Source organism: Mycobacterium terramassiliense, assembly GCF_900157385.1.
GTDB classification, from domain to species: Bacteria; Actinomycetota; Actinomycetes; order Mycobacteriales; family Mycobacteriaceae; genus Mycobacterium; species Mycobacterium terramassiliense.
In genome coordinates, this window is the sequence record NZ_LT717700.1 from 645772 (window position 1) to 666156 (window position 20385).

General features: G+C 70.6%; 17 protein-coding genes. 3 read left to right on the forward strand and 14 right to left on the reverse strand.

Annotated features, from left to right (window positions below; genetic code table 11):
- From gad to glmS, 5 genes are all read right to left on the reverse strand, one after another.
- Nucleotides 1–1383, reverse strand: a complete 1383-nt coding sequence (gene gad / locus MTAB308_RS11150; RefSeq protein ID WP_077099492.1) for a glutamate decarboxylase — start codon at nt 1381–1383, stop codon at nt 1–3.
- Nucleotides 1384–1396: 13 nt separating this feature from the next.
- Complete coding sequence (locus tag MTAB308_RS11155; RefSeq protein ID WP_077100133.1) at nt 1397–2818, reverse strand: bifunctional ADP-dependent NAD(P)H-hydrate dehydratase/NAD(P)H-hydrate epimerase; 1422 nt, start codon at nt 2816–2818, stop codon at nt 1397–1399.
- 20 nt (nt 2819–2838) lie between these two features.
- Nucleotides 2839–4689 carry an alpha/beta hydrolase family protein gene (locus MTAB308_RS11160; protein ID WP_077099493.1) on the reverse strand — a complete coding sequence of 617 codons (1851 nt, stop codon included), beginning with the start codon at nt 4687–4689 and terminating at the stop codon, nt 2839–2841.
- A 2-nt stretch (nt 4690–4691) separates the two neighbouring features.
- On the reverse strand, nt 4692–5399 hold the full coding sequence (locus MTAB308_RS11165; RefSeq protein WP_108637270.1) for a rhomboid-like protein: 708 nt from the start codon (nt 5397–5399) through the stop codon (nt 4692–4694).
- A 90-nt stretch (nt 5400–5489) separates the two neighbouring features.
- A complete protein-coding gene (gene glmS, locus MTAB308_RS11170; RefSeq protein ID WP_077099494.1) occupies nt 5490–7355 on the reverse strand; it encodes a glutamine--fructose-6-phosphate transaminase (isomerizing) in 1866 nt (621 codons plus the stop codon).
- A 541-nt stretch (nt 7356–7896) separates the two neighbouring features.
- Here glmS and MTAB308_RS11175 point away from each other — a divergent pair.
- The 3 genes from MTAB308_RS11175 to MTAB308_RS11185 all read left to right on the forward strand — a co-directional run bounded on the left by MTAB308_RS11175 (nt 7897) and on the right by MTAB308_RS11185 (nt 10439).
- A complete protein-coding gene (locus tag MTAB308_RS11175; RefSeq protein ID WP_077099495.1) occupies nt 7897–8100 on the forward strand; it encodes an Rv1535 family protein in 204 nt (67 codons plus the stop codon).
- Nucleotides 8101–8125: 25 nt separating this feature from the next.
- The gene (locus MTAB308_RS11180) at nt 8126–8965 is read left to right on the forward strand and encodes a dienelactone hydrolase family protein (protein WP_077099496.1); all 840 of its coding nucleotides are present in this window, start codon (nt 8126–8128) and stop codon (nt 8963–8965) included.
- 430 nt (nt 8966–9395) lie between these two features.
- On the forward strand, nt 9396–10439 hold the full coding sequence (locus MTAB308_RS11185; RefSeq protein WP_077100135.1) for an LLM class F420-dependent oxidoreductase: 1044 nt from the start codon (nt 9396–9398) through the stop codon (nt 10437–10439).
- 4 nt (nt 10440–10443) lie between these two features.
- Here MTAB308_RS11185 and MTAB308_RS11190 read toward each other — a convergent pair whose 3' ends face one another.
- The 9 genes from MTAB308_RS11190 to eccCa all read right to left on the reverse strand — a co-directional run bounded on the left by MTAB308_RS11190 (nt 10444) and on the right by eccCa (nt 20345).
- Nucleotides 10444–11784, reverse strand: coding sequence for a hypothetical protein (locus tag MTAB308_RS11190; RefSeq protein WP_077099497.1), 1341 nt, complete (start codon nt 11782–11784; stop codon nt 10444–10446).
- Between the two features lie 2 nt (nt 11785–11786).
- Nucleotides 11787–12074: a hypothetical protein gene (locus tag MTAB308_RS11195; RefSeq protein ID WP_077099498.1), complete on the reverse strand. Its 288-nt coding sequence runs from the start codon at nt 12072–12074 to the stop codon at nt 11787–11789.
- Nucleotides 12075–12121: 47 nt separating this feature from the next.
- Complete coding sequence (gene glmM, locus MTAB308_RS11200; RefSeq protein ID WP_077099499.1) at nt 12122–13459, reverse strand: phosphoglucosamine mutase; 1338 nt, start codon at nt 13457–13459, stop codon at nt 12122–12124.
- A gap of 138 nt (nt 13460–13597) precedes the next feature.
- Nucleotides 13598–14122: a 30S ribosomal protein S9 gene (rpsI, locus tag MTAB308_RS11205; RefSeq protein WP_077099500.1), complete on the reverse strand. Its 525-nt coding sequence runs from the start codon at nt 14120–14122 to the stop codon at nt 13598–13600.
- Nucleotides 14119–14562, reverse strand: coding sequence for a 50S ribosomal protein L13 (gene rplM / locus MTAB308_RS11210; RefSeq protein ID WP_066907613.1), 444 nt, complete (start codon nt 14560–14562; stop codon nt 14119–14121). Before rplM ends, rpsI begins: the two co-directional genes overlap by 4 nt.
- A 237-nt stretch (nt 14563–14799) precedes the next feature.
- Nucleotides 14800–15096 carry a WXG100 family type VII secretion target gene (locus MTAB308_RS11215; RefSeq protein ID WP_077099501.1) on the reverse strand — a complete coding sequence of 99 codons (297 nt, stop codon included), beginning with the start codon at nt 15094–15096 and terminating at the stop codon, nt 14800–14802.
- 11 nt (nt 15097–15107) lie between these two features.
- Nucleotides 15108–15419, reverse strand: coding sequence for a WXG100 family type VII secretion target (locus MTAB308_RS11220; protein ID WP_216823662.1), 312 nt, complete (start codon nt 15417–15419; stop codon nt 15108–15110).
- 49 nt (nt 15420–15468) lie between these two features.
- A complete protein-coding gene (locus MTAB308_RS11225) occupies nt 15469–16710 on the reverse strand; it encodes a type VII secretion-associated protein (RefSeq protein WP_077099503.1) in 1242 nt (413 codons plus the stop codon).
- Nucleotides 16707–20345: a type VII secretion protein EccCa gene (eccCa, locus tag MTAB308_RS11230; protein WP_077099504.1), complete on the reverse strand. Its 3639-nt coding sequence runs from the start codon at nt 20343–20345 to the stop codon at nt 16707–16709. The genes MTAB308_RS11225 and eccCa overlap by 4 nt, the downstream gene beginning before the upstream one ends.
- Between the last annotated feature and the right edge of the window lie 40 nt (nt 20346–20385).

Genomic DNA, 20385 nt, shown 5'->3' on the forward strand with positions numbered 1-20385 from the left:
TCAGTGCGCGAAATGCTGGGCGTCGTAGTGCCCGCCGGGCTTGAGCTTGTCCAGCGACGCCAGCGCGCTGCGGGCGTCGTCGTGCAGCGCCCTGGCCAAGTCGGCGGACAGGCCTTCGCGCACCACGATGCGCAGCACCGAGATGTCGGTGGCGTTCTCGGGCATGGTGTAGGCGGGCACCTGCCAGCCGTAGCCGCGCAGCTCGTGGGAGACGTCGAACTCGGTGTAGCCACGGTCCTTGGCCAGCCGGAAGCTGACCACCGGGATGGCCGAACCGTCGGAGATCAGCTGGCAGTGGTCGCCGTCGCGGAGCTGCTCGCCCAGCCAGCGCGCCGTCGACGACAGCGTCCTCATGACCTGCGTGTAGCCCTCGCGGCCCAGCCGCAGGAAGTTGTAATACTGGCCGACCACCTGGTTGCCGGGGCGGGAGAAGTTCAGCGTGAAGGTCGGCATGTCGCCGCCCAGGTAGTTCACGTGGAACACCAGCTCCTCGGGCAGATACTCCTTGCTGCGCCAGACGACGAACCCGACGCCCGGGTAGGTCAGCCCGTACTTATGGCCGCTGACGTTGATCGACACCACCCGCGGCAGCCGGAAATCCCACTTGAGTTCCGGGTGCAGGAAGGGGACGACGAAGCCGCCGCTGGCGGCGTCGACGTGCACGGGGACGTCCACGCCGCCGCCGGCGGCCAGCTTGTCCAGCGCCGCGCAGATCTCGGCGATGGGTTCGAGCTCACCGGTATAGGTGGTGCCGAGGATCGCCACCACCCCGATGGTGTCCTCGTCGACGGCGTCGACCACCTGCTCGGGGGTGATGACGTAGCGGCCCTCCTCCATCGGCAGGTAGCGCGGTTCGACGTCGAAGTAGCGGCAGAACTTCTCCCACACCACCTGGACGTTGGAGCCCATCACCAGGTTGGGCTTGCGGGCCTCCCAACCCTTCCCGATCTTCGCCCGCCAGCGCCATTTCATCGCCAGCCCGCCCAGCATCACCGCCTCGCTGGAGCCGATGGTGGACACCCCGCAGGCGCTGGACGGATCGTCGTCGCGCAGGTCGTCGGCGTGGAACAGGTCGGCCACCATGCACACGCAGCGCTGCTCGATCGCGGCGGTCACCGGGTATTCGTCCTTGTCGATCATGTTCTTGTCGAACGTCTCGGCCATCAACTTCCCGGCCTCCGGATCCATCCAGGTGGTCACGAAGGTGGCCAGGTTGAGCCGGGAGCTGCCGTCGAGCATCAGCTCGTCGTGGATGAAGCGGTAGGCGGCCTCTGGGTCCATCGACTCCTCGGGCAGCCGCAACGCCGGCACCGGCGTGGTGAACAGGCGGCCGGTGTAGGCCGGGGCGATGGAGTGCGCGGGGACGGACGGGTGTTGGGGCACTGCGAATTCCTCTCTAGAGGGCGGCCAGGGCCGCCCGGATGTGCGGAACCATGCGCGACGACGACGTCGGCGCCTCACCGGGCCCCGGGTCGGCGGCCGAGCAGGCCGCCGCGCGCGCGTGCACGAGCGCCGCGGCCGCGGCCGCCTCGGCGGCCGGCAGACCGGAGGCCAGCAGCGCGCCGATCATCCCGGACAGCACGTCGCCGGACCCGGCGGTGGCCGCCCAGGACTGCCCGGCGGGGCTCAGGTACACCGGGCCGCCGGGGTCGGCGATGATGGTCACGTTCCCCTTGAGCAGCACCGTCGCGCCGAACGCGTCGGCCAGCTTGCGGCACGCGCCGACGCGGTCGTCCCCCGGCGGACTACCCGCCAGCCGGGCGAATTCACCGGCGTGCGGGGTGAGCACCGTCGGCGCGGCCCGGTTCGCCACCAGTTCGGGGTGGGCCGCCAGGATGGTCAGGCCGTCGGCGTCCACGATCACCGGCAGGTCGGTGTCGAGCGCGAACCACAGCGCCGCGGCCCCGGTCTCGTCGGTGCCCAGGCCGGGGCCCACGACCCAGGACTGCACCCGCCCGGCCGCCGCCGGGGTGGGTGAGGCGATTACCTCGGGCCACCGGGCGAGCACCTCGCGGTGGGCGCTGCCGGCGTAGCGGACCATGCCGGAGGTGGCCGCGACCGCGGCGCCGGTGCACAGCACGGCCGCGCCGGGATAGGTCGACGAGCCGGCCATCACCCCCGTCACGCCCTGGGTGTACTTGTCGTCGTGCGGGCCGGGCACCGGCCAGCGCGAGACGACGTCGGCGGCCTGGAAACCCAACACATCGGTGTGGGGTAGGTCGAGGCCGATGTCGATCAGCTTGACGCGCCCGCAATCGGCCAGCGCGTGCACGGGTTTGAGCCCGCCGAAGGTGACGGTCAGCGCGGCGCGGACCGCGGGGCCGGTGATCGCCCCGGTCGCCACGTCGATGCCGCTCGGGATGTCCACGGCGACGACGGGGATGCCCGCGTCGTCCACCGCGGCGAACACCTCGGCCGCCGCCGGCCGCAGCGGGCCCGAACCGGAGATCCCCACCACCCCGTCGATGACGAGATCGGTTGTCGGCGCGACGCTTTCGACGATTCGGCCCCCGTCCTTGCGGAACGCGGCCAGCGCCTTGCGGTGGGTGCGCTCGGGGTTGAGCAGCACCGCGTCGGCGGCCGCGCCGCGGCGGCGCACGAAGGTCGCGGCCCACAGCGCGCCCCCGCCGTTGTCCCCCGAGCCGACGACCGCGCACACCCGGCGCCCGGCGACCCCGCCCGCGCGGGCGGTCAACTCGGCGAGGATCTCGGTCGCCAGCCCGAACGCCGCGCGCCGCATCAGTGCGCCGTCGGGCAGGCTGGCCAACAGCGGAGCTTCGGCGTCGCGGATCGCGTCCACGCAGTAGTAATGCCGCATCACCGCAAGCATTCCATGCCCTAGGCGGGCCGGGCGAACGCCTCGGTCAGCCATTCGGTCATCGCCGCGGCCAGCGCCGCGTGGTTCTCGCGCTTGACGATCTCGTGGCCGTCGTCGGCGAACAGCAGGTACCGCACGTCGCGACCGGCGTGCCGCAGCGCCGCGACGATCTGCTCGGATTCGCTGACCGGCACGTTGGTGTCGCGGGCGCCGTGCACGACGAGCAGCGGCGCGGTCAGGCCGTCCACCCGCCGCAACGGCGACAGCCGCTCGAGCAGTTCGCGGTCGTAGACCGGGTGGCCGTACTCCGGGTAGGCGGCATCGGCGATCCACGGCTCGGTGTTGCGGTAGAAGGTGGTCAGGTCGCTCATCCCGCAGATGGTGACGCCCGCGGCGAACAGCTCCGGGTAAAACGTCATGGCCGCCATCGTCAGGTAGCCGCCGTAGGACCAGCCCGCGCAGGCTATCCGGCTCGGGTCGGCCACCTCGTTGTCCACCAGAAAGCGCACGCAGTCGGCAACGTCATCGATGGCCGCGAAGCGCTTCTCCTTGTTGTCGGCGTGCACGAAGGAGCGGCCCAGCCCGCCGGAGCCGCGCACGTTCGGCGTCAGCACGCTGATACCGGCGTTGAGCACCTCCGGGAAGATTTCGCTGTAGTCGGGCCTGGCCTGCCCTTCCGGGCCGCCGTGCAGGTACACCAACGCGCCTGCGCCGCAACCATTTACCGACGACCGGTACAGCCACGATGGCAGGTTCAGCCCGTCGCGCGCGGTGATCGTCTCCCGGGTGGGCCGGGCGGAAAAGCCCCGGGCCAGCGGGCCGCGGCTGGGTTCGCGGTCCACGAGCTGCCATTCACCGGTGCGCGGGTCGACCAGCTCGACGGTGCGCGGCATCGCCGGGCCCTGCACGGTCATCGCCACCATCGAGCCGCCGGCGCTCAGCGACAGCTCGCCCGCGACGTCGCCCGGCAATGCAATCGGTTCGGCCAGCGTGTAGTCGGTGTGATCGAGGATCTGTAACTCGCTGCGGCCCTGCAGGTTCCACAGCAGGGCGACGGTGGACATGTCGGCGCTGACGGCGAACTCGTCGAGATCGCAGTCGGGGCGCTCGGCCACCACGAAGTAGCTCACCCCGTCCAGCGTGGCGATCACCTCCAGCAGCCGGGCGTGTTCACAGCCGTTGTCGCTGATGAGCAGCGCGCGAAAGTATCCGTCGGCGCCCACGCCGGGGTTGTACAGCCTGGTCAGTTCGCCGGTCGGGCCGTAGCGCAGGCGGCGGGGGTGGTGATCGTCGAGGATCGCGCCGTACGCCGTCACCGAGCCGGGATCGGAAGGCAACAGGGCGATTTCGGTGTCCCCGTGCAGCATTACCATCTCGCGGTAGCCGCGCGGCCCGACCCGGATCAGCGACGCGCCCGCCCACGCGTCGACGAGCCGGGCGCCGGAGCGGCGGTCCAGCACGGTGCAAGCGCCGTCGGCCGGATCGATCAGGCACGACCGTCCCACCCCGTCCTCGCCCGTCAGGATGGCCGCGATCCGGGTGCCGTCCCAGCCGATCAGCTCGGCGGTCCCGTCCTCCTCGCGGTCGGCGCGCCACGCCATCCGGTCCTCGGGATCTGTGGTGACCACCCAGATCTGCCTGCGGGTGCCGCCCTCGGGGGCCACCTCGCAGGCCAGCCAGTGGCCGTCGGCGGAGTGGATGACCCGCGAGACCGGGCCCCGCACCGGAAGTTCGACGTTGCGCGCGGAGCTGAACTGGCGGCCACGCAGGAAGCGCTGGACCGCGTGGGGATAACCGCCGTCGTCGACCAGGTGGGCGAAGGCGGTGGCGTCGGGTGACAGCGATGCGCCGTAGAGCGCGCGGACCCCCATCGCTACCCCTCGCGCGAACCGACTCGCCGGAAAGCGGCTCGCAGGTGCGCCGGGTTCAACGCCGGACGCTTGCGTTCGCGCGCCATCGGATAGAAGCACAGGCCGATGAGGATCGCGGCGAAGTGACCGATCGCGGTGAAGTTCAGCTCGTGGCGGTTCATCGTCAGCAGCGGAAAACCGAAGATGACGAGCAGCACGCCGAGGTAGCCCCAGCGCCACGGCCGCGCGATGTGGTACGTCAGCACGGCCATGACGCCGACCAGGAAATAGCTAACCCCGATGTCGCGGGCGTGCACCAGCCGCTCGGACGCCTCGTGTTCCTCGATCGCGAAGTACAGGATGCCCTCGCTGATGTAGGTAGCGAGGATGTGGGAGGTCAATCCGATGGTGAGCCAACGCAATTGGCCGAGCCAGTGCTCGGCGGGAGCGAGAAACAGGGTGAACAGCAGCAGGTACGGTTCCAGGTCCTTGCCGTCGAGCCAGAGCAGGCTGGAAAACAGCACGTCGAGCGGATCGGTTCCCAGCGCGTGAATGTTGGTGGACCGGTGCAGCAGCACCGAGTGCAGCTGGCGCCCGGGGAGTTCGTTCTGGATGATCGTGGTGATCGTCAGCACCAGCAGCCAGCTGTAGGTCAACGGCGCGCCGGTGACGAAATGCCACACGGCGAGCCAGATCCGCCGCAGCCGTGTCCCCACCGATGCGTTTGCCACGGGTTCAACTTTGGCACGCCGGGCTGTGGGCCGTACAACTTCGCCCAATACCGCCGGCGTTTCCGCCGAGAGGACCGCAGCGGCGAGCGCCTACTCGACGGTGACGGACTTGGCCAGGTTTCGCGGCTTGTCGACGTCGTAGCCGCGGGCCTGCGCGACCGACGCGGCGAACACCTGCAGCGGGATGGTCGACAGCAGCGGCTGCAGAAGCGTTGACACGGAGGGGATTTCGATCAGGTGGTCGGCGTAGGGACGCACGGTGTCGTCGCCCTCTTCGGCGATGACGATGGTCACCGCGCCGCGGGTCTGGATCTCGCGGATGTTGGACAGCAGCTTGGCGTGCAGCGTGGCCTGCCCCTTGGGCGAGGGCATCACGACGATGACGGGCAGGTCGTCTTCGATCAGCGCGATCGGGCCGTGCTTGAGCTCGCCGGCGGCGAAGCCCTCGGCGTGCATGTAGGCCAGTTCCTTGAGCTTCAGCGCGCCTTCCAGCGCCACCGGGTAGCCGACGTGGCGACCGAGAAACAGCACGGTCGAGGACTGGGCGAACCGGTGCGCCAGCGCGGCCACCGGCTCGATCATCCCCAACACCCGGGCCACCAGGTCGGGCATCGCCTCCAGCTCGCGGTACTCGCGCTCGACCTCGTCGGGGTACTTGGTGCCGCGGGCCTGCGCCAGCGCCAGGCCGACCAGGTAATTGGCGGCGATCTGGGCCAGGAAGGTCTTGGTCGAGGCCACGCCGATCTCCGGGCCGGCGCGCGTGTAGAGCACCGCGTCGCACTCCCGCGGAATCTGCGAGCCGTTGGTGTTGCAGATCGCCAGCACCTTGGCCTTCTGCTCCTTGGCGTGCCGGACCGCTTCGAGGGTGTCCGCGGTCTCGCCGGACTGCGAGATGGCGACGACCAGCGTGCTGCGGTCCAGCACCGGGTCTCGGTAGCGGAATTCGCTGGCCAGCTCGACCTCCACCGGCAGCCGGGTCCAGTGCTCGATCGCGTACTTGGCCAGCAGCCCCGAGTGGTACGCGGTGCCGCAGGCCACCACGAACACCTTGTCGATCTCGCGCAGTTCCTGATCGGACAGGCGCTGCTCGTCGAGGACGATCCGGCCGTCGACGAAGTGCCCGAGCAGGGTGTCGGCGACCGCGGTGGGCTGCTCGGCGATCTCCTTGAGCATGAAGTACGGATAGCCGCCCTTTTCGGCGGCGGCCAGGTCCCAGTCGATGTGGAATTCGCGGTACTCGACGTCGACGTTGCCGTGGAAGTCGGTGATGCGGTAGCCGTCGGCGTTGATCACGACGGCCTGGTCCTGGCCGAGCTCCACGGCGTTGCGGGTGTGCTCGATGAACGCGGCCACGTCGGAGCCGACGAACATCTCGCCGTCCCCGACGCCGATCACCAGCGGCGTCGAGCGGCGGGCCGCCACGATCGTGCCCGGCTCGTCGGCGTTGGCGAACACCAGGGTGAAGTGACCCTCGAGCCGGCGCAGCACCGCCAGCACCGAGGCCACGAAGTCACCCGCGGTCTCGCCGTGGCGGTAGGCCTGGGCCACCAGGTGCACCGCCACCTCGGTGTCGGTGTCGCTGGCGAACTCCACGCCGGCCGCCTCCAGCTCGTGGCGCAGGGCCGGGAAGTTCTCGATGATGCCGTTGTGGACGACGGCGATCTTGCCGGCGGCGTCGCGGTGCGGATGCGCATTGCGGTCGGTGGGACGGCCGTGGGTGGCCCAGCGGGTGTGGCCGAGCCCGGTGGTGCCGACCTTGGACGCCGGGGCCATCTCGGCCACCGCCTCTTCCAGGTTGGCCAGCCGGCCGGCGCGGCGCCGGACGGTGAGTTTGCCCTGGCCGTCGACCAGCGCGAGCCCCGATGAGTCGTAGCCGCGGTACTCCATCCGGCGCAGCGCGTCCATGACGACCTCGCAGGCCGGGCGGTGCCCGACGTAGCCGACAATCCCGCACATCCTGAACAGGGTAGTGCAGCGATCGGGCCGGACCCGCCAGCACAAGCCCGACCTGCGGATACGGCCCGCCCGCGGCGCCAAGAATTCGTTGAGGATCCCTCCAGGCGCGGGCGCGAGGCTGTGGTCAGCGAAACCGGCAGGGGAAGGACCGCAGCGATGCATTCACACCGCAGTCACACACGATCGCCGTTTATTTCACCCGATGTAGTCGTGTCGTTCCCATTGACGTCCGCCGTTCAGCAACCGTCCCACTTACACTGCGAAATGTCGGGTAACAGCTGGCAACAACCCGCGGCCAGCGGAGAGAATAACGGGGGTGACGCTCGGCCTCTACCGGCGGATCCACCTGCAAAACAAGGATTTAACGCGACGATGCAGCGCCGAAAATCCGGCCGGTAATCCTTCAAGATAACTTTTCAATAGCGGCCAACGCCAATAGTTCAACTATTCGTAAACCTTACGCAAATGACCATCTAGCAAATGTTAATAACGGAAATCCGGGAGTCGGTGAACGACCCGTAAAAATCTTCAGGAGGGAATCATGACCGCTGTTCTGTTCGACGAAGTGGTGTCCGCCGCCGCCGCGCCGCGGCCGACCGTGGCGCCCGCGCCGAGGCGGGCCCCTCTCCAGCCGGTCGCCGGGGGTGACCCGATGGTCGACGCCGCCTCTCGTTTGCTGAGCATCCCGCTGCGCCACCTGTACGCGGCGCTGTGGCGGGTGGGTGTCATCGAGGTCACGGCCTAGCGGGGCCATGCGCTAACGTCGACGGGTGGCTCGGATCCGGAAGCTCGTCGCAGCCCTCAGCCGCCGTGGCCCGCACCGGGTTTTGCGCGGTGACCTGGACTTCGCCGGTTTGCCGGGCGTGGTGTACACGCCCGAAGCGGGGCTCAATCTGCCGGGCGTGGCGTTCGGCCACGACTGGCTCACCGGCGCCGCCCGCTACGCGGGCCTGCTCGAGCACCTGGCGTCGTGGGGCATCGTGGCCGGAGCGCCCGACACCCAGCGGGGCCTGGCGCCCTCGGTGCTGAACCTGGCTTTCGACCTCGGCACCGCCCTCGACATCGTCGCCGGGGTGCGGCTGGGGCCCGGCAACATCAGCGTGCATCCCGCCAAGCTCGGCGTGGTGGGCCACGGTTTCGGCGGCTCGGCGGCCGTGTTCGCCGCGGCCGGCATGCCCGACAAGCCCGCGGCCGTGGCGGCGCTCTTCCCGTCGGTCACCACGCCCCCGGCCGAGCAGCCCGCCGCGACGCTGCGGGTCCCCGGTTTGATCCTTGCCGCGCCGGGGGATCCGAAATCGCTGAACTCCAACGCCCTTGCGCTGAACGCCGCGTGGGACACCGCGACGCTGCGCGTTGTGCACAAGGCCGAATCCGGCGGGCTGGTCGAGGGCCGCCGACTGGCCAAGGTCGTCGGGCTGGCCGGCCCGGACCGGCGCACGCAGCGCTCGGTCCGGGCGCTGCTGACCGGCTACCTCCTCTACGCGCTGGGCGGGGACAAGACCTACCGCGCCTTCGCCGATCCCGACGTGAAGCTGCCACGGACCGATCCAACCGATCCCGACGCCGAACCGATCGCCCTCGAAGAAAAGGTCGTCGCGCTGCTCAAGTAGCCACGCGCCGTGAGCGCATCAGCTTCACGCATCTCCCAGGCAGTGGCCATGGTCTTTGAGGATCGTCCCGCCGTGGGCGGCGGCCAATGCCGCGGCCTCGGCTTCGTCGCTCGTCGGACCCCGGCCCCCTGGTGAGCACACGACGGTCGCTGACCCGCTTGCGACAGTCCGACATCACGAACTGCTCGGCGGCGGATTGGCTGGCCTGTCCCGCATCGACACCGGAGATGCGCCCGGTGGAATCCGACATCGTCGCCGCTACCAGGTACTTCATGCGCTTTTCCGCTCCTTTTTCTTTTGCCCGAACTGTTGCCGCGCAAGCAAAAGACAATTACTGGGCGCACATCTCGCGACGGGAGCAATTTGCCGGCGCCGGCGCGCGCACCCTGCCGATCGCGGCGTGCCGCCGCCGTCGTGGTATCTGTCGTGGATGCGAATCGGGATCGCTCTGGACTACTCGGGCGGCTTTCACGAGGGCGTGGACCGCATCGTCGAACTCGAGAAAGCCGGCATCGACGTCGCGGTGGTCGCCGAGGCCTATTCGTTCGACGCCGTCAGCCAGCTCGGGTATCTGGCCGCCAAGACCAGCACCGTCGAGCTGGCGTCGGGGGTGTTTCCGATCTACATCCGCACGCCGTCGCTGCTGGCGATGACCGCCGCCGGCCTGGATTTCGTGTCCGGCGGGCGGTTTCGGCTCGGGATCGGCACCTCCGGACCCCAGGTGATGGAGGGATTCCACGGCGTCGAGTTCGACGCCCCGCTGGGCCGCACCCGCGAGATCGTGGAGATCTGCCGGCAGGTGTGGCGCCGCGAGCGAGTGCAATACTCCGGCGAGCACTACCAGATCCCGCTGCCCGCCGACCGCGGAACGGGCCTGGGCAAGGCCCTGCAGCTCATCAATCACCCCGTGCGCGAACGCATTCCGATCTCCATCGCCGCGCTGGGCCCCAAGAACGTCGAACTCACCGCCGAGATCGCCGAGGGCTGGCAGCCCGTCTTCTACCTTCCGGAGAAGGCCCACTTGGTGTGGGGCGAGGCGCTGGCCACCGGGGCGGCCAAACGGGACCCGGCGCTGGGCCCCCTCGACGTCATGGTGCACGCATCGCTGGCCATCGGCGACAACGTCGAAGAGCGGCTGGCTTGGGTCAAGCCGCAGCTGGCGCTCTACCTGGGCGGGATGGGCGCCAAGGGCCGCAACTTCTATCACAACCTGGCCACCAGGTACGGGTTCGGCGAGGTCGCCGACCGGATCCAGGAGCTCTACCTGTCGGGCCGCAAGGCCGAGGCCATCGCCCTGGTGCCCGACGAACTGGTGCGCGGGATGTCGCTCGTCGGCCCCCGCGGGTACGTCGCCGAACGCCTCGCCGCCTTCGCCGAGGCCGGCGTGACCACGCTGTTGGTGAGCCCGCTGGCCGCCGACGCGCGCGAAGGCGTGCGCTTCGTCGAGGACGCACTCGCGCTGCGACCCGCCTGAGCCCTCATCGCCCCGCCTGCGGAAGCTGGTCGGCGGCGATCTGGCACGGCGTCGACGCCTCGGTTGCCGGGGGCGGCGGCTCGGCAACCGGGGCCGGAGACTCGGCAACGGGGGCCGGAGCCTCGGCAACCGGCGCGGGCGGATCGGCCCGTGCGCCCGGCGCATCGACCGGTAGTGCCTCGTCGGCGGGCTTGGCCGCCGCGGTGTCCGGCACCTTCTCGGCCTCTTTGACCCCTTCCGGCCCGTGGGGTTGGTCCTCGGCGTCCTCGACGTCCTCGGCGTCCTCGACGTCATGGGGCTGGAACGGGTCCCCGTCGCCGAGGGCATCGGCGGTGTCGGCCGGGGCTACCGCCGAAGCCAGCAGGGAACCCATCGCCTCGACGATCCGGTTGGCGAGCCCGCCCAGACCGCCGAGGCCGCCGCCCCCTTCGCCCGCGGGCACGGCGGAGGCGCTCCCCAGGTCGGGTAGGGGCGGCGGGATCGCCGCAGTCGGCGGCGGGATCGCCGCAGTCGGCGCCGGGATCGCCGCAGTCGGCGCCGGGATCGCCGGAGGGGGCGCCGCAACGGGGGCCGCCGGCGGCCCGGAAAACGCGGCGGGCGTGACCACCGCGGGCGGACCCGGCGGGCTTGCCTGGCGCGGCTGATAGCCGGGCCCGAGATCGCCGGGCACCTCGAAGCGCACCGGGGGCGCGGCGGCCATCCTGTCGATGACCATGTCGTAGGACGTGTCCACGCCGTCGACCGTCGACCGCATCGTCGTCAGCCAGTCGTCGCGAATCTCGTTGTCCACGTAGGGCTGTATCTGCTCGCGGACCAATCCCTCGGCGCTCGCGCGGTCCCCCACCCCGCTGGTGATCGCGGCGGCCGCGGCCAACCACGCCGGTTGCTGCGCCCGCGTGCGATCGTCGATGGCGATGGCCGCCGCGACTTTCGAATCGACCAGGTACCACAGGTTGTCGCGCAGGGACTCACATCGCTGGGCCGCCGCGCGGACTTCCGAAGCCACCGCGCTCGCGGCGTCGCAATGACGTTCCAGAAACCGAACCGCGGACTCGCCGCCCGGGCCCGCCCATGCCGCGGCCAGGTCGGCGAGCTGGGCGCGCTGCAGCCGCAGCGCTTCGGCGACCGCCGCGCCCGCCGCCCGCAGTTCGGTGCAGTCGCGATCGAGCGCGCGAAGGTCGAGGCCCTCTTCGCTGTCGTACCACTCACGAATCCGCAAGGGATGCGACGTCATCGCGGGGTACTGGTAGCCGAGCGCGTGGCAGGCCCGCACGTAGGCCTGGGTGTGCTCGACGGCGGCCTGGCCCTCGGCGAGGCGCTCGGCGACGTCCAGCCGTTCGGCCACGGTCAGGCGATCCGCGCCGCGGCGTACAGTTCGGCGTCGGCGTAGCGGTCGGCGCCGGCGCGCAGGGCGGCCGCGGTGTCGGTGGCCGCCCGCGACCACCGCGTCACCTCGGCCGTCAGTCGCTCCAGCTGGACGCGCAGGGCGTCGCCGCGAGCGGTGTGCGCCCGGCCCGCGCTGGCCCCACCGAAAGCCAACCGCGCCAAGTGATCTCCCACGACACGGTCAAGGAGTTCGGCGGCCGCGCCCAGCTGGTCGGCGACCCTGTGTACCCCCGCGCTATCGAGTCTCATGCCTAATCCGACGCCGGGCTCCGCGTCGCGGTTCCCGCACCGGTGGATCAGCGCGCGGCGCTCACCGCTTCGGCGACCGCGGTGGCCACGCGTTGCGCCGTGCCCTCCTCGGGCGCCTCCACCATGACCCGGATCATCGGCTCGGTTCCGGAGGGGCGCAACAGGATTCGGCCGGTGTCGCCCAGTTCGGCCTCGGCCTTTTCGACGGCGCTCTGCACCGAGGGCGCCGCGGCGGCGGTGGCCTTGTCGGCGACCTTGACGTTGATGAGCACCTGTGGCAGCGACCGCATCACCGAGGCGAGGTCGGCCAGCGACGCGCCGGTCTGCACCATGCGCGTCATCAGCCGCAGCCCGGTGACGATGCCGTCGCCGGTGGAGCCGACCGCGGGCATCACGATGTGGCCGGACTGCTCGCCGCCGAGGCTGTAGTCGCCGGCGCGCAGCTCCTCCAGGACGTAGCGGTCGCCGACGCCGGTGGTGCGCACCGCGATGCCGGCCGAGCGCATCGCAAGGTGCAGCCCGAGGTTGCTCATCACGGTGGTCACCAGCGTGTCGGAGGCCAGTTCGCCGGCGTCGCGCATCGCCAGCGCGAGCACCACCATGATGTGGTCGCCGTCGACGAGGTCACCGTTGGCGTCGATGGCCAGGCAGCGGTCGGCGTCGCCGTCGTGTGCCAGGCCCAGGTCGGCCCGGTGCTCGATGACCGCCGCCTTGAGCGAGTCCAGGTGGGTCGAGCCGCAGCCGTCGTTGATGTTGAGCCCGTTGGGGTCGGCGTTGATCGCGATCACCCGGGCGCCCGCGGCGCGGTAGGCGCGCGGGGCCACCGACGACGCGGCGCCGTGGGCGCAGTCGACCACGACGGTGAGGCCGTCCAGGCGCAGCGTGCAGGTCTTGGACAGGTGGCGCAGGTAGCGGTCGGCGGCGTCCTCGGCGTCGATGCGGCGACCGATCCCGGCCCCGACCGGGCGCAACCCGGGTCCGGCCGCGACCAGCTCCTCGATCTGATCCTCGGTGTCGTCGTCCAGCTTGTGGCCACCGGGGCCGAAGATCTTGATGCCGTTGTCGGGCATCGGGTTGTGCGACGCCGAGATCATCACCCCGAAGTCGGCGTCGTACGCGCCGGTCAGGTACGCCACCGCGGGGGTGGGCAGCACCCCGACCCGCAGCGCGTCGACGCCCTGGCTGGTCAGCCCGGCGATCACGGCGGCCTCCAGCATTTCGCCGCTGGCCCGCGGGTCGCGACCGATCACGGCGACCCGCCGGCCGGGCCCGTCCGAACTCGCCAGGTGCCGGGCCGCCGCGGCGCCCAGGGCCAGCGCCAGCTCGGCGGTCAACTCGCGATTGGCGACCCCGCGGACACCGTCGGTGCCGAATAGTCGACCCATGCGCTAAAACCTCTCACAATTGCCGGTCGTTCACCTAACGTGCCCGTTCTTTTCTGACCGAAAACGCACGTCTGGGTGCGCAGACACGCCGCACACCCGTGCAAAAGTTGCCAAGTTGCGGCCAGAAAGGGACGCGGATCAGCGCTTGCTGTACTGGGGCGCCTTGCGCGCCTTCTTCAGCCCGTACTTCTTGCGCTCGGTGGCACGCGGGTCACGCGTGAGGAAGCCGGCCTTCTTCAGGGCGGGCCGGTCGTCCGGCGAGGCCACGATCAGCGCCCGGGCGATGCCCAGGCGCAGCGCGCCGGCCTGACCCGACGGGCCGCCGCCGTGCAGCAGGGCGAAGACGTCGAAGCTTTCCACCCGGTCGACGGTCACCAGCGGGGCCTTGATCAGCTGCTGGTGCACCTTGTTGGGGAAGTAGTCCTCCAGGCTGCGGCCGTTGAGGTCGAACTTGCCGGTGCCGGGCACCAGGCGCACCCGCACCACGGCCTCCTTGCGGCGGCCGACGGTCTGGATGGGCCGCTCGAAGACGAACGCCTCGGCGGGCCGGGCGGGTGCAGCCTCAGTGGTGGTCTCCGCGGTCTCCGGCGCCTCCGGGGTCGCTGTGGCCTCTGTGGTCTCTGTGGTCTCTAAGGCCTCGGAGGCCTCGGTTGTTTCGGTCACTGGGCCACCTGCTTGATCTCGTACGGAACCGGCTGCTGAGCGGTGTGGGGATGCTCCGGGCCGGCGTAGACGCGGAGCTTGCGCTGGATCTGACGGCTGAGCTTGTTCTTGGGCAGCATGCCGACGATCGCCTTCTCGACGACGCGGGTCGGGTGCTTTTCCAGCAGCTCGCCGGTCGTGCGCGAGTGCAGGCCGCCGGGGTACCCCGAGTGGCGGTAGGCCAGCTTCTGCTGCAGCTTGTCGCCGGACAGGGCGACCTTCTCGGCGTTGATCACGATGACGAAATCACCGCCGTCGACATTGGGCGCGAACGTCGGCTTGTGCTTGCCGCGCAACAGGTTGGCTGCTGCGACGGCAAGGCGGCCAAGCACCACGTCCGTGGCGTCGATGACATACCACGACCGCGTGGTGTCACCCGCCTTTGGCGCGTAGGTGGGCACAGCGCTTACCACTCTTTCTCTGCGAGCCCCGTTCTCGAGGCTATGGATCCCGGGTCGAGCCGGGTGCCGGTCAGGCGTTCGCGGTGGGGGTTTGATCTCGGCGACCGACATTGACCCGAGGCCCCGGCGTACCGCACGCCAACCGAGCAGCATACCGATGCGCATCCCCGCAGGTCAAAATGACTGTGTGGTCCCGGCGGCTCTCCACCGCCGGGACCACACAGGGGCCAGAAGCAATTAGCTTGCCCAGACGCCGGCGGCCCGGCGGTCGGCGGTCGCCATCTCCTCCGCGCCGTCGCGGACCGCATTTCCCAGGTCGACCAGGATCTCGTTCAACGCCGTGGCCGCCTGGTGCCACTTCAGCTGCTCCACCTGATACGCGGCGGCCGCCTCGCGGGTCCACAGCTCTCGCAACGGGGCAATCTGCGAGCGCAACTCGTCCAGCGCGGCGTTGAAACGGGCAGCCGTCGCATGGATTTCCTGGCGGATCGAGTATTCGATTTCGCCGAAGTTGTAGGACAGGGCCTGATCCACAGTCGATCCCCCTAGAGGCTTCCGCCGGCGGCGGCGATGCGGTGGGCGTGGTTCTCGCCGGCCTCCAGCAGCACGGCCTCGTTCTGCCGGATCGTCTCCGCGATCGTGTGCAGGACGTGGAAGAGCCGCGTCGACTCGGCATTCCAGCGATCCACCACGTCTTTGAACCGCGCGGCCGCGAGACCACCCCACACAGAGTGCGGCACCGTGTTCATGCGGCCGATGAAGGCCTGCAGCATCGCCCGGATCTCGTCGTTGCGCGCGTCCGTCGTCGCCGCGACCGAGCGCATGAGGCCGAAGTCGGTGCTCAATGTGTTCGCCATATCAGATTGGACCGCACCAGACGGCATTCGGTTCCGTCCGCTTCTCGGCTCAACCGATCGCGTGGGCGGACCGCACCGCCTGTTCGCACGGCCCGCGGACGGCCCCCTCGTCCGCGGGACGGCTCTGGCATCCGACGCTGATCCGGACCGGCCCGTCCAGCAGCACGGTCCATCGCACGTGGTGTGTGGCGCGCACTTCCCGGTAGGTGACCGCCGGGCGGCCCACGCTGCTTCCCGAGGGGTTGAAGTCGACGAACACCCCGGTGGGCTCCGCGTCTATCGCGCGTTTCAAACGCTCGGCGGTGCCGCTCAGCGTTTCGCCGGGCACCGGCGACTGCGTAACGTGCAACGCCACTTCGGGATCCGACGGGGACGTGACCTGGACCCGGGCTGAGCCGGGCCCGGTGATCACCCGCTGCGTGGACCAGTCCGCGGGCACCGCGAGCGCCACGCGGCCCTCGACCAGAAACGTCGCCGGCGCCACCGGCACCGTGGCCGACGGCGATAGGCCCTGGGCACCGCGCGGCGCCCCACCCGAGATCGCCAGCGGCAAGGCCGTGAGCACCAGGGCGGCCGCCGCAAGCCCGCCGGCCGTCCGCGCGCGGGATCGAACATCACCTGCGCGGACCGCCGATTCGCGCACGTCCGGCAGCGACGCCGACTGCGCCAACCGTGCCAGCCGGGTGTCTCCGATCTCGACCGCCACGCGGCCGCTCTCGCGTACGGCGGCACCGATCGATGCCGCAAGGGCCGGCGCGCCGGTCACCGTGCCGGGCGCGTCGATCAGGATCACCGCGCCAGTCGTGCCGGCGACGACCGTGGCGACCTCCTCGGCAACCGAATGCGCTTCCGAAGCGCGCGGTACCGCGGCGACCTCGGCCCCGCTGATCGCCACGAGGCGCTCGGCGATCTCCACCACCACGGTTGCCCCAGCGTCGGTTCGGGCCTCGGGTCGCCGCGCCAGCAGCCACGACCTGGGGCGGACCAGCGCGTCCTCCCCGAAGGCCTTGGCGGCGCGGGTCACCCGGTCGACGCGCGCCGCCGGCCACCACGACGGATGCAGGACGAGCAGGCCGGCGCAGTCGGCGCATTTCACCGACCGCAGCGCGGCGCGCCACAGGGAATCGACGTCGACCGGGCGGCACTCGACCAGCGCCACCCGATCGTCTACGGCGGCCAATGCCTCCCGCACGATCTCGCCGTCATCGTCATCGGCGGACTCGCCTGTCCCACAACACAATCGGCGGATCGTGCCCGGCCCGGCCTCAATGACCGCCCGATGGCGTGTCACGGGGGCGGGCTCCAGGCCACGTGCACGAGCTGTCCGTCACCGGCGCCGGTGCTCAGAACACCACGTCCGGCCGGCATCGGCTGCGCGCGCCCGAAACCAAACGAGGCGCCGTCGTCCGGGCGCCTGCTCATCATCAGCGTCATGCAGCCGAGGTCGCGCAACCCCGCCAACAATGGCTCGAACAGCGCGCGCTCGACACCGCCGCTGCGCCGCGTCAGCACCACGTGCAATCCCAGATCCCGCGCGTACGGCAAATATTCGACGATGGCCCCGAGCGGGTTGCCCGCCGAGGTTGCCACCAGGTCGTAGTCATCCACCAGGACGTAGAGGTCCGGCCCGGACCACCACGATCCGGCGCGCAGCTGCGCCTGGCCGACGTCCGGCGGCGGCATCCGGCGCCGCAGCGTTTCGAGCAGACCCGGCAGCAGCCCGCCCAGCGCGGCCGAGGACATGGCGTAGCCGCCGAGGTGTTCCGAGTCGACGACGCCCAACAGGGTGCGGCGGAAATCGACGATCAGCAGCTGGGCTTCCGCGGCGGTCTTGGTCCGAACGATCTCGCGACACAGGGTCCGCATCGTGGCCGTCTTCCCACACCCGTTGTCCCCAATGATCAACAGGTGCGAACGTTGACCGAAATCCAATGGGACCGGGGCTAATCGGCGCTCCTGGACGCCGAGCAGGATCCGCGCCGCGAGCTGCGGACCCGCCCGCTGGACGACGACGTCGTGGTCGACATGCGGGGGGAGCAAAGGTATCGGCGGCGCGGCCTTTCCGCCGTGACAGATCCGCTCGGTGGGCAACGCGATGACCATGTGCAGGCCCTCGCGGGACAGCCCGCGGCCCGGACGGTCGAGGGGTACCTGCTGCGCCCGCCTGCGGTCGATCTCGGAATCCGCGGGATCGCCCAGCCGCAACTCGACGCGGGTGCCGATCTGATCACGGAGTGAGGGCCTGATCTCGGCCCAACGCGATGCCGACAACGCCACGTGCACACCGAACGAAAGCCCCTGTGCCGCAAGAGCGGCGATCGGCGCCTCGAGTTCCTCGAAGTCCTGCCGCAGGCTCGCCCATCCGTCGACGACGAGGAAGACGTCGGGGAAAGGATCGCTGTCCGGCGCCGCGCGGCCTTGACGGTGCTCCCGCTGGCGGACAATGGATTCCAACTCCGCGACGACGCGCCGGGCCAGCTCCGGATCGGCCCGTCCGGCGACGGCGCCCACATGCGGCCAGGCGCGCACCGAGCCCAGCGCTCCGCCACCGAAGTCCAGGCAGTAAAACCGCACCCGCCCCGGGCCGTGGGTGGCCGCCAGCGCCGTGATGAGTGTGCGCAGTGCCGTCGACTTGCCCGATCGGGGCGCCCCCACGATCGCCACGTTGCCCGCGGCTCCCGACAGCTCCACCATCAGAGGCGTGCGGCACTGCTCGAAGGGCCGGTCGACAATGCCGATCGGTGCGGTGAGGCCGCCCGTCGCCGCTGGGGCGTCGCCCAACAGGGTGTCGAGGGCCGGCGCCGCTCCCAGCGGTGGCAGCCAAACTTGGTGAGCGGGCGGCCCATGTCCGGTCAGCCGGTCCAGGACGGCTTCCAAGACGGTCCGGGTGGCCGGGTCATCCCGGCCGGACGTGCGCGCCACCGCGCCGGCCGGCCGAGTGCTGAATACCCGCACCGCCGCCGTCGGCGCGGGCGTCTGCGTGGCAGCTGGCGCCCGTCCCGAAACAAAGGAGGCCTGGAAGCGGATCGGCTCGCCGCCGCCCGCACGCAGGAACCCCGCGCCGGGCGTGTTCGGCAGTTGGTATGCGTCAAGCGTTCCCAGAAGCGCGCGTGATTCGGCGGCGGACAGGGTTTTCAGGCAGACCCGATAGGAGAGGTGGGCGTCCAGGCCGCGCAGCCGGCCCTCATCGAGGCGCTGACTGGCCAGCAGCAGGTGGATGCCCAACGACCGGCCGAGCCTGCCGATCGCTACGAACATGTCGGCGAACTCGGGGTGCCGGCTGAGCATTTCGGAGAACTCGTCGACGATGATCAGCAAAGTCGGCAGGGCGCCCAAGCGGCCGCCGGCCCGGCGCGTGTCTTCGTAGGCCGCGACGCTGGCACACCGCGCCGCTCGCAGCAGCCGTTGCCGACGGTCCATCTCGCCGGCCAGCGCATCGTGCATGCGCGCCACCAGCGGCGCCTCGTCGGCGAGATTGGTGACGACGGCGGCGACGTGCGGCGCCCGCGCCAAATCGAGAAACGTTGCGCCCCCTTTGAAGTCGATGAGCAGCAGGTTGAGCGCCGCCGGCGAGTTCCGGGCCATCATCCCCAGCGCGATGGTGCGCAGCAGCTCCGACTTGCCCGAGCCGGTGGCGCCCACACAGAGCCCGTGCGGGCCCAGGCCGTTTTCCGCCGCCTCTTTGATATCGAGTTCCACTGGCGCGCCGTCGAGCGTGATCCCGATGGGAACTCGCAGCCGATCGCGGTGATCTTGGCTGCGCCACAACGCCGCCGGATCGAAATCGGTGAGATCGCCGAGCCCCGCCGAGTCCCGCCCAAGGCCGTGCGGCGCTGACCCGATCCGATACCCCGCGAGCCGGCGGGCGCACGTCAGCGTGTCCACCATGTCCATCCGGTCCGGACAGTGCAGCGGTTCGGCCTCGTCGCCGCGTCGGATCGTCAGCGGCATGCCGTCGCCGCCAGCACCGACCTCGAGCAGGGTGGCACCCGTGATCGCGCCGGGGGTCACAGGCCCACCGAGGTCCGCGACGACGATCGCGTGGGGCCCCACGTCGGCGAGGGCGCGCCGGACCTCCGCCGGACTTCGATACACCATCCGGGCGGAACCCACCGCGTCCGTGGCGGCCGGATGTTGATTGTGCGGCAACCACTTCAGCCAGTCCCAGTGCTCTCGATTCGCGTCGCCTACCGCCCCGACGATCAGCAATTGATCCGGCGGGTGCAGGACGGCGAGCTGGCAGATCATCGCACGCAACAGTGCGCGCACCGAGGTCGCATCGCCGTCGATCGTGACCGTTCCGCCGCTGGGCAGGCCGATTGCGACGGGCGCGTCCGCCACCGTCGAATGCGCTCGGAGGAAGCGACTCAGGGCCGTGGCGGCGACGGGATCCGGGGGCTCATGGGACGTGGGCTGCGGGGCGACCAACCGGGTGGGCAGCGGCGGGCTTCCGACGCCGACGCGGGCGAGGCAGAAGTCGGGGTCGGACGCGCTGCGCTCCCACATTCGCGCGCCGCCGATCAACGTCCACAGCGTGTCGGGGTCCGGATGGCTGCGGATCAGCGACCGGCGTTGTGCCACAGCGATTTCGGTTGCGGTGAGGCGGAGCCGGCTCAGGTACCAGAGGTAGTCTAAGCGGTCGGCGTCGATGCCTCGTCCCTGCCGTTGGCGACGCCCGGCGGCCACCGACACCGCCATGGAAACGAGCGTCATGGCCGGAAATGCCGCAAGCGCCGGGTTGCGAGTGACCGTCGACCCCGAGTAGAAGGCCGCCGCCATAACGCCGAGGCCCGCCACCGACACCACCACGGGTAGCCATCCCGGTGATCGTGGCGGCGGCAGACCTGGCGGCGCGTCGATGACGATATCGACGGGCCCGACCGCCGGCGCCGGCCGCCGCGCCACGGGCACGAAACACTGAGTCATCGCGGCACCTCCCCACCGTTGGGGCGACGGTATGCAGTAC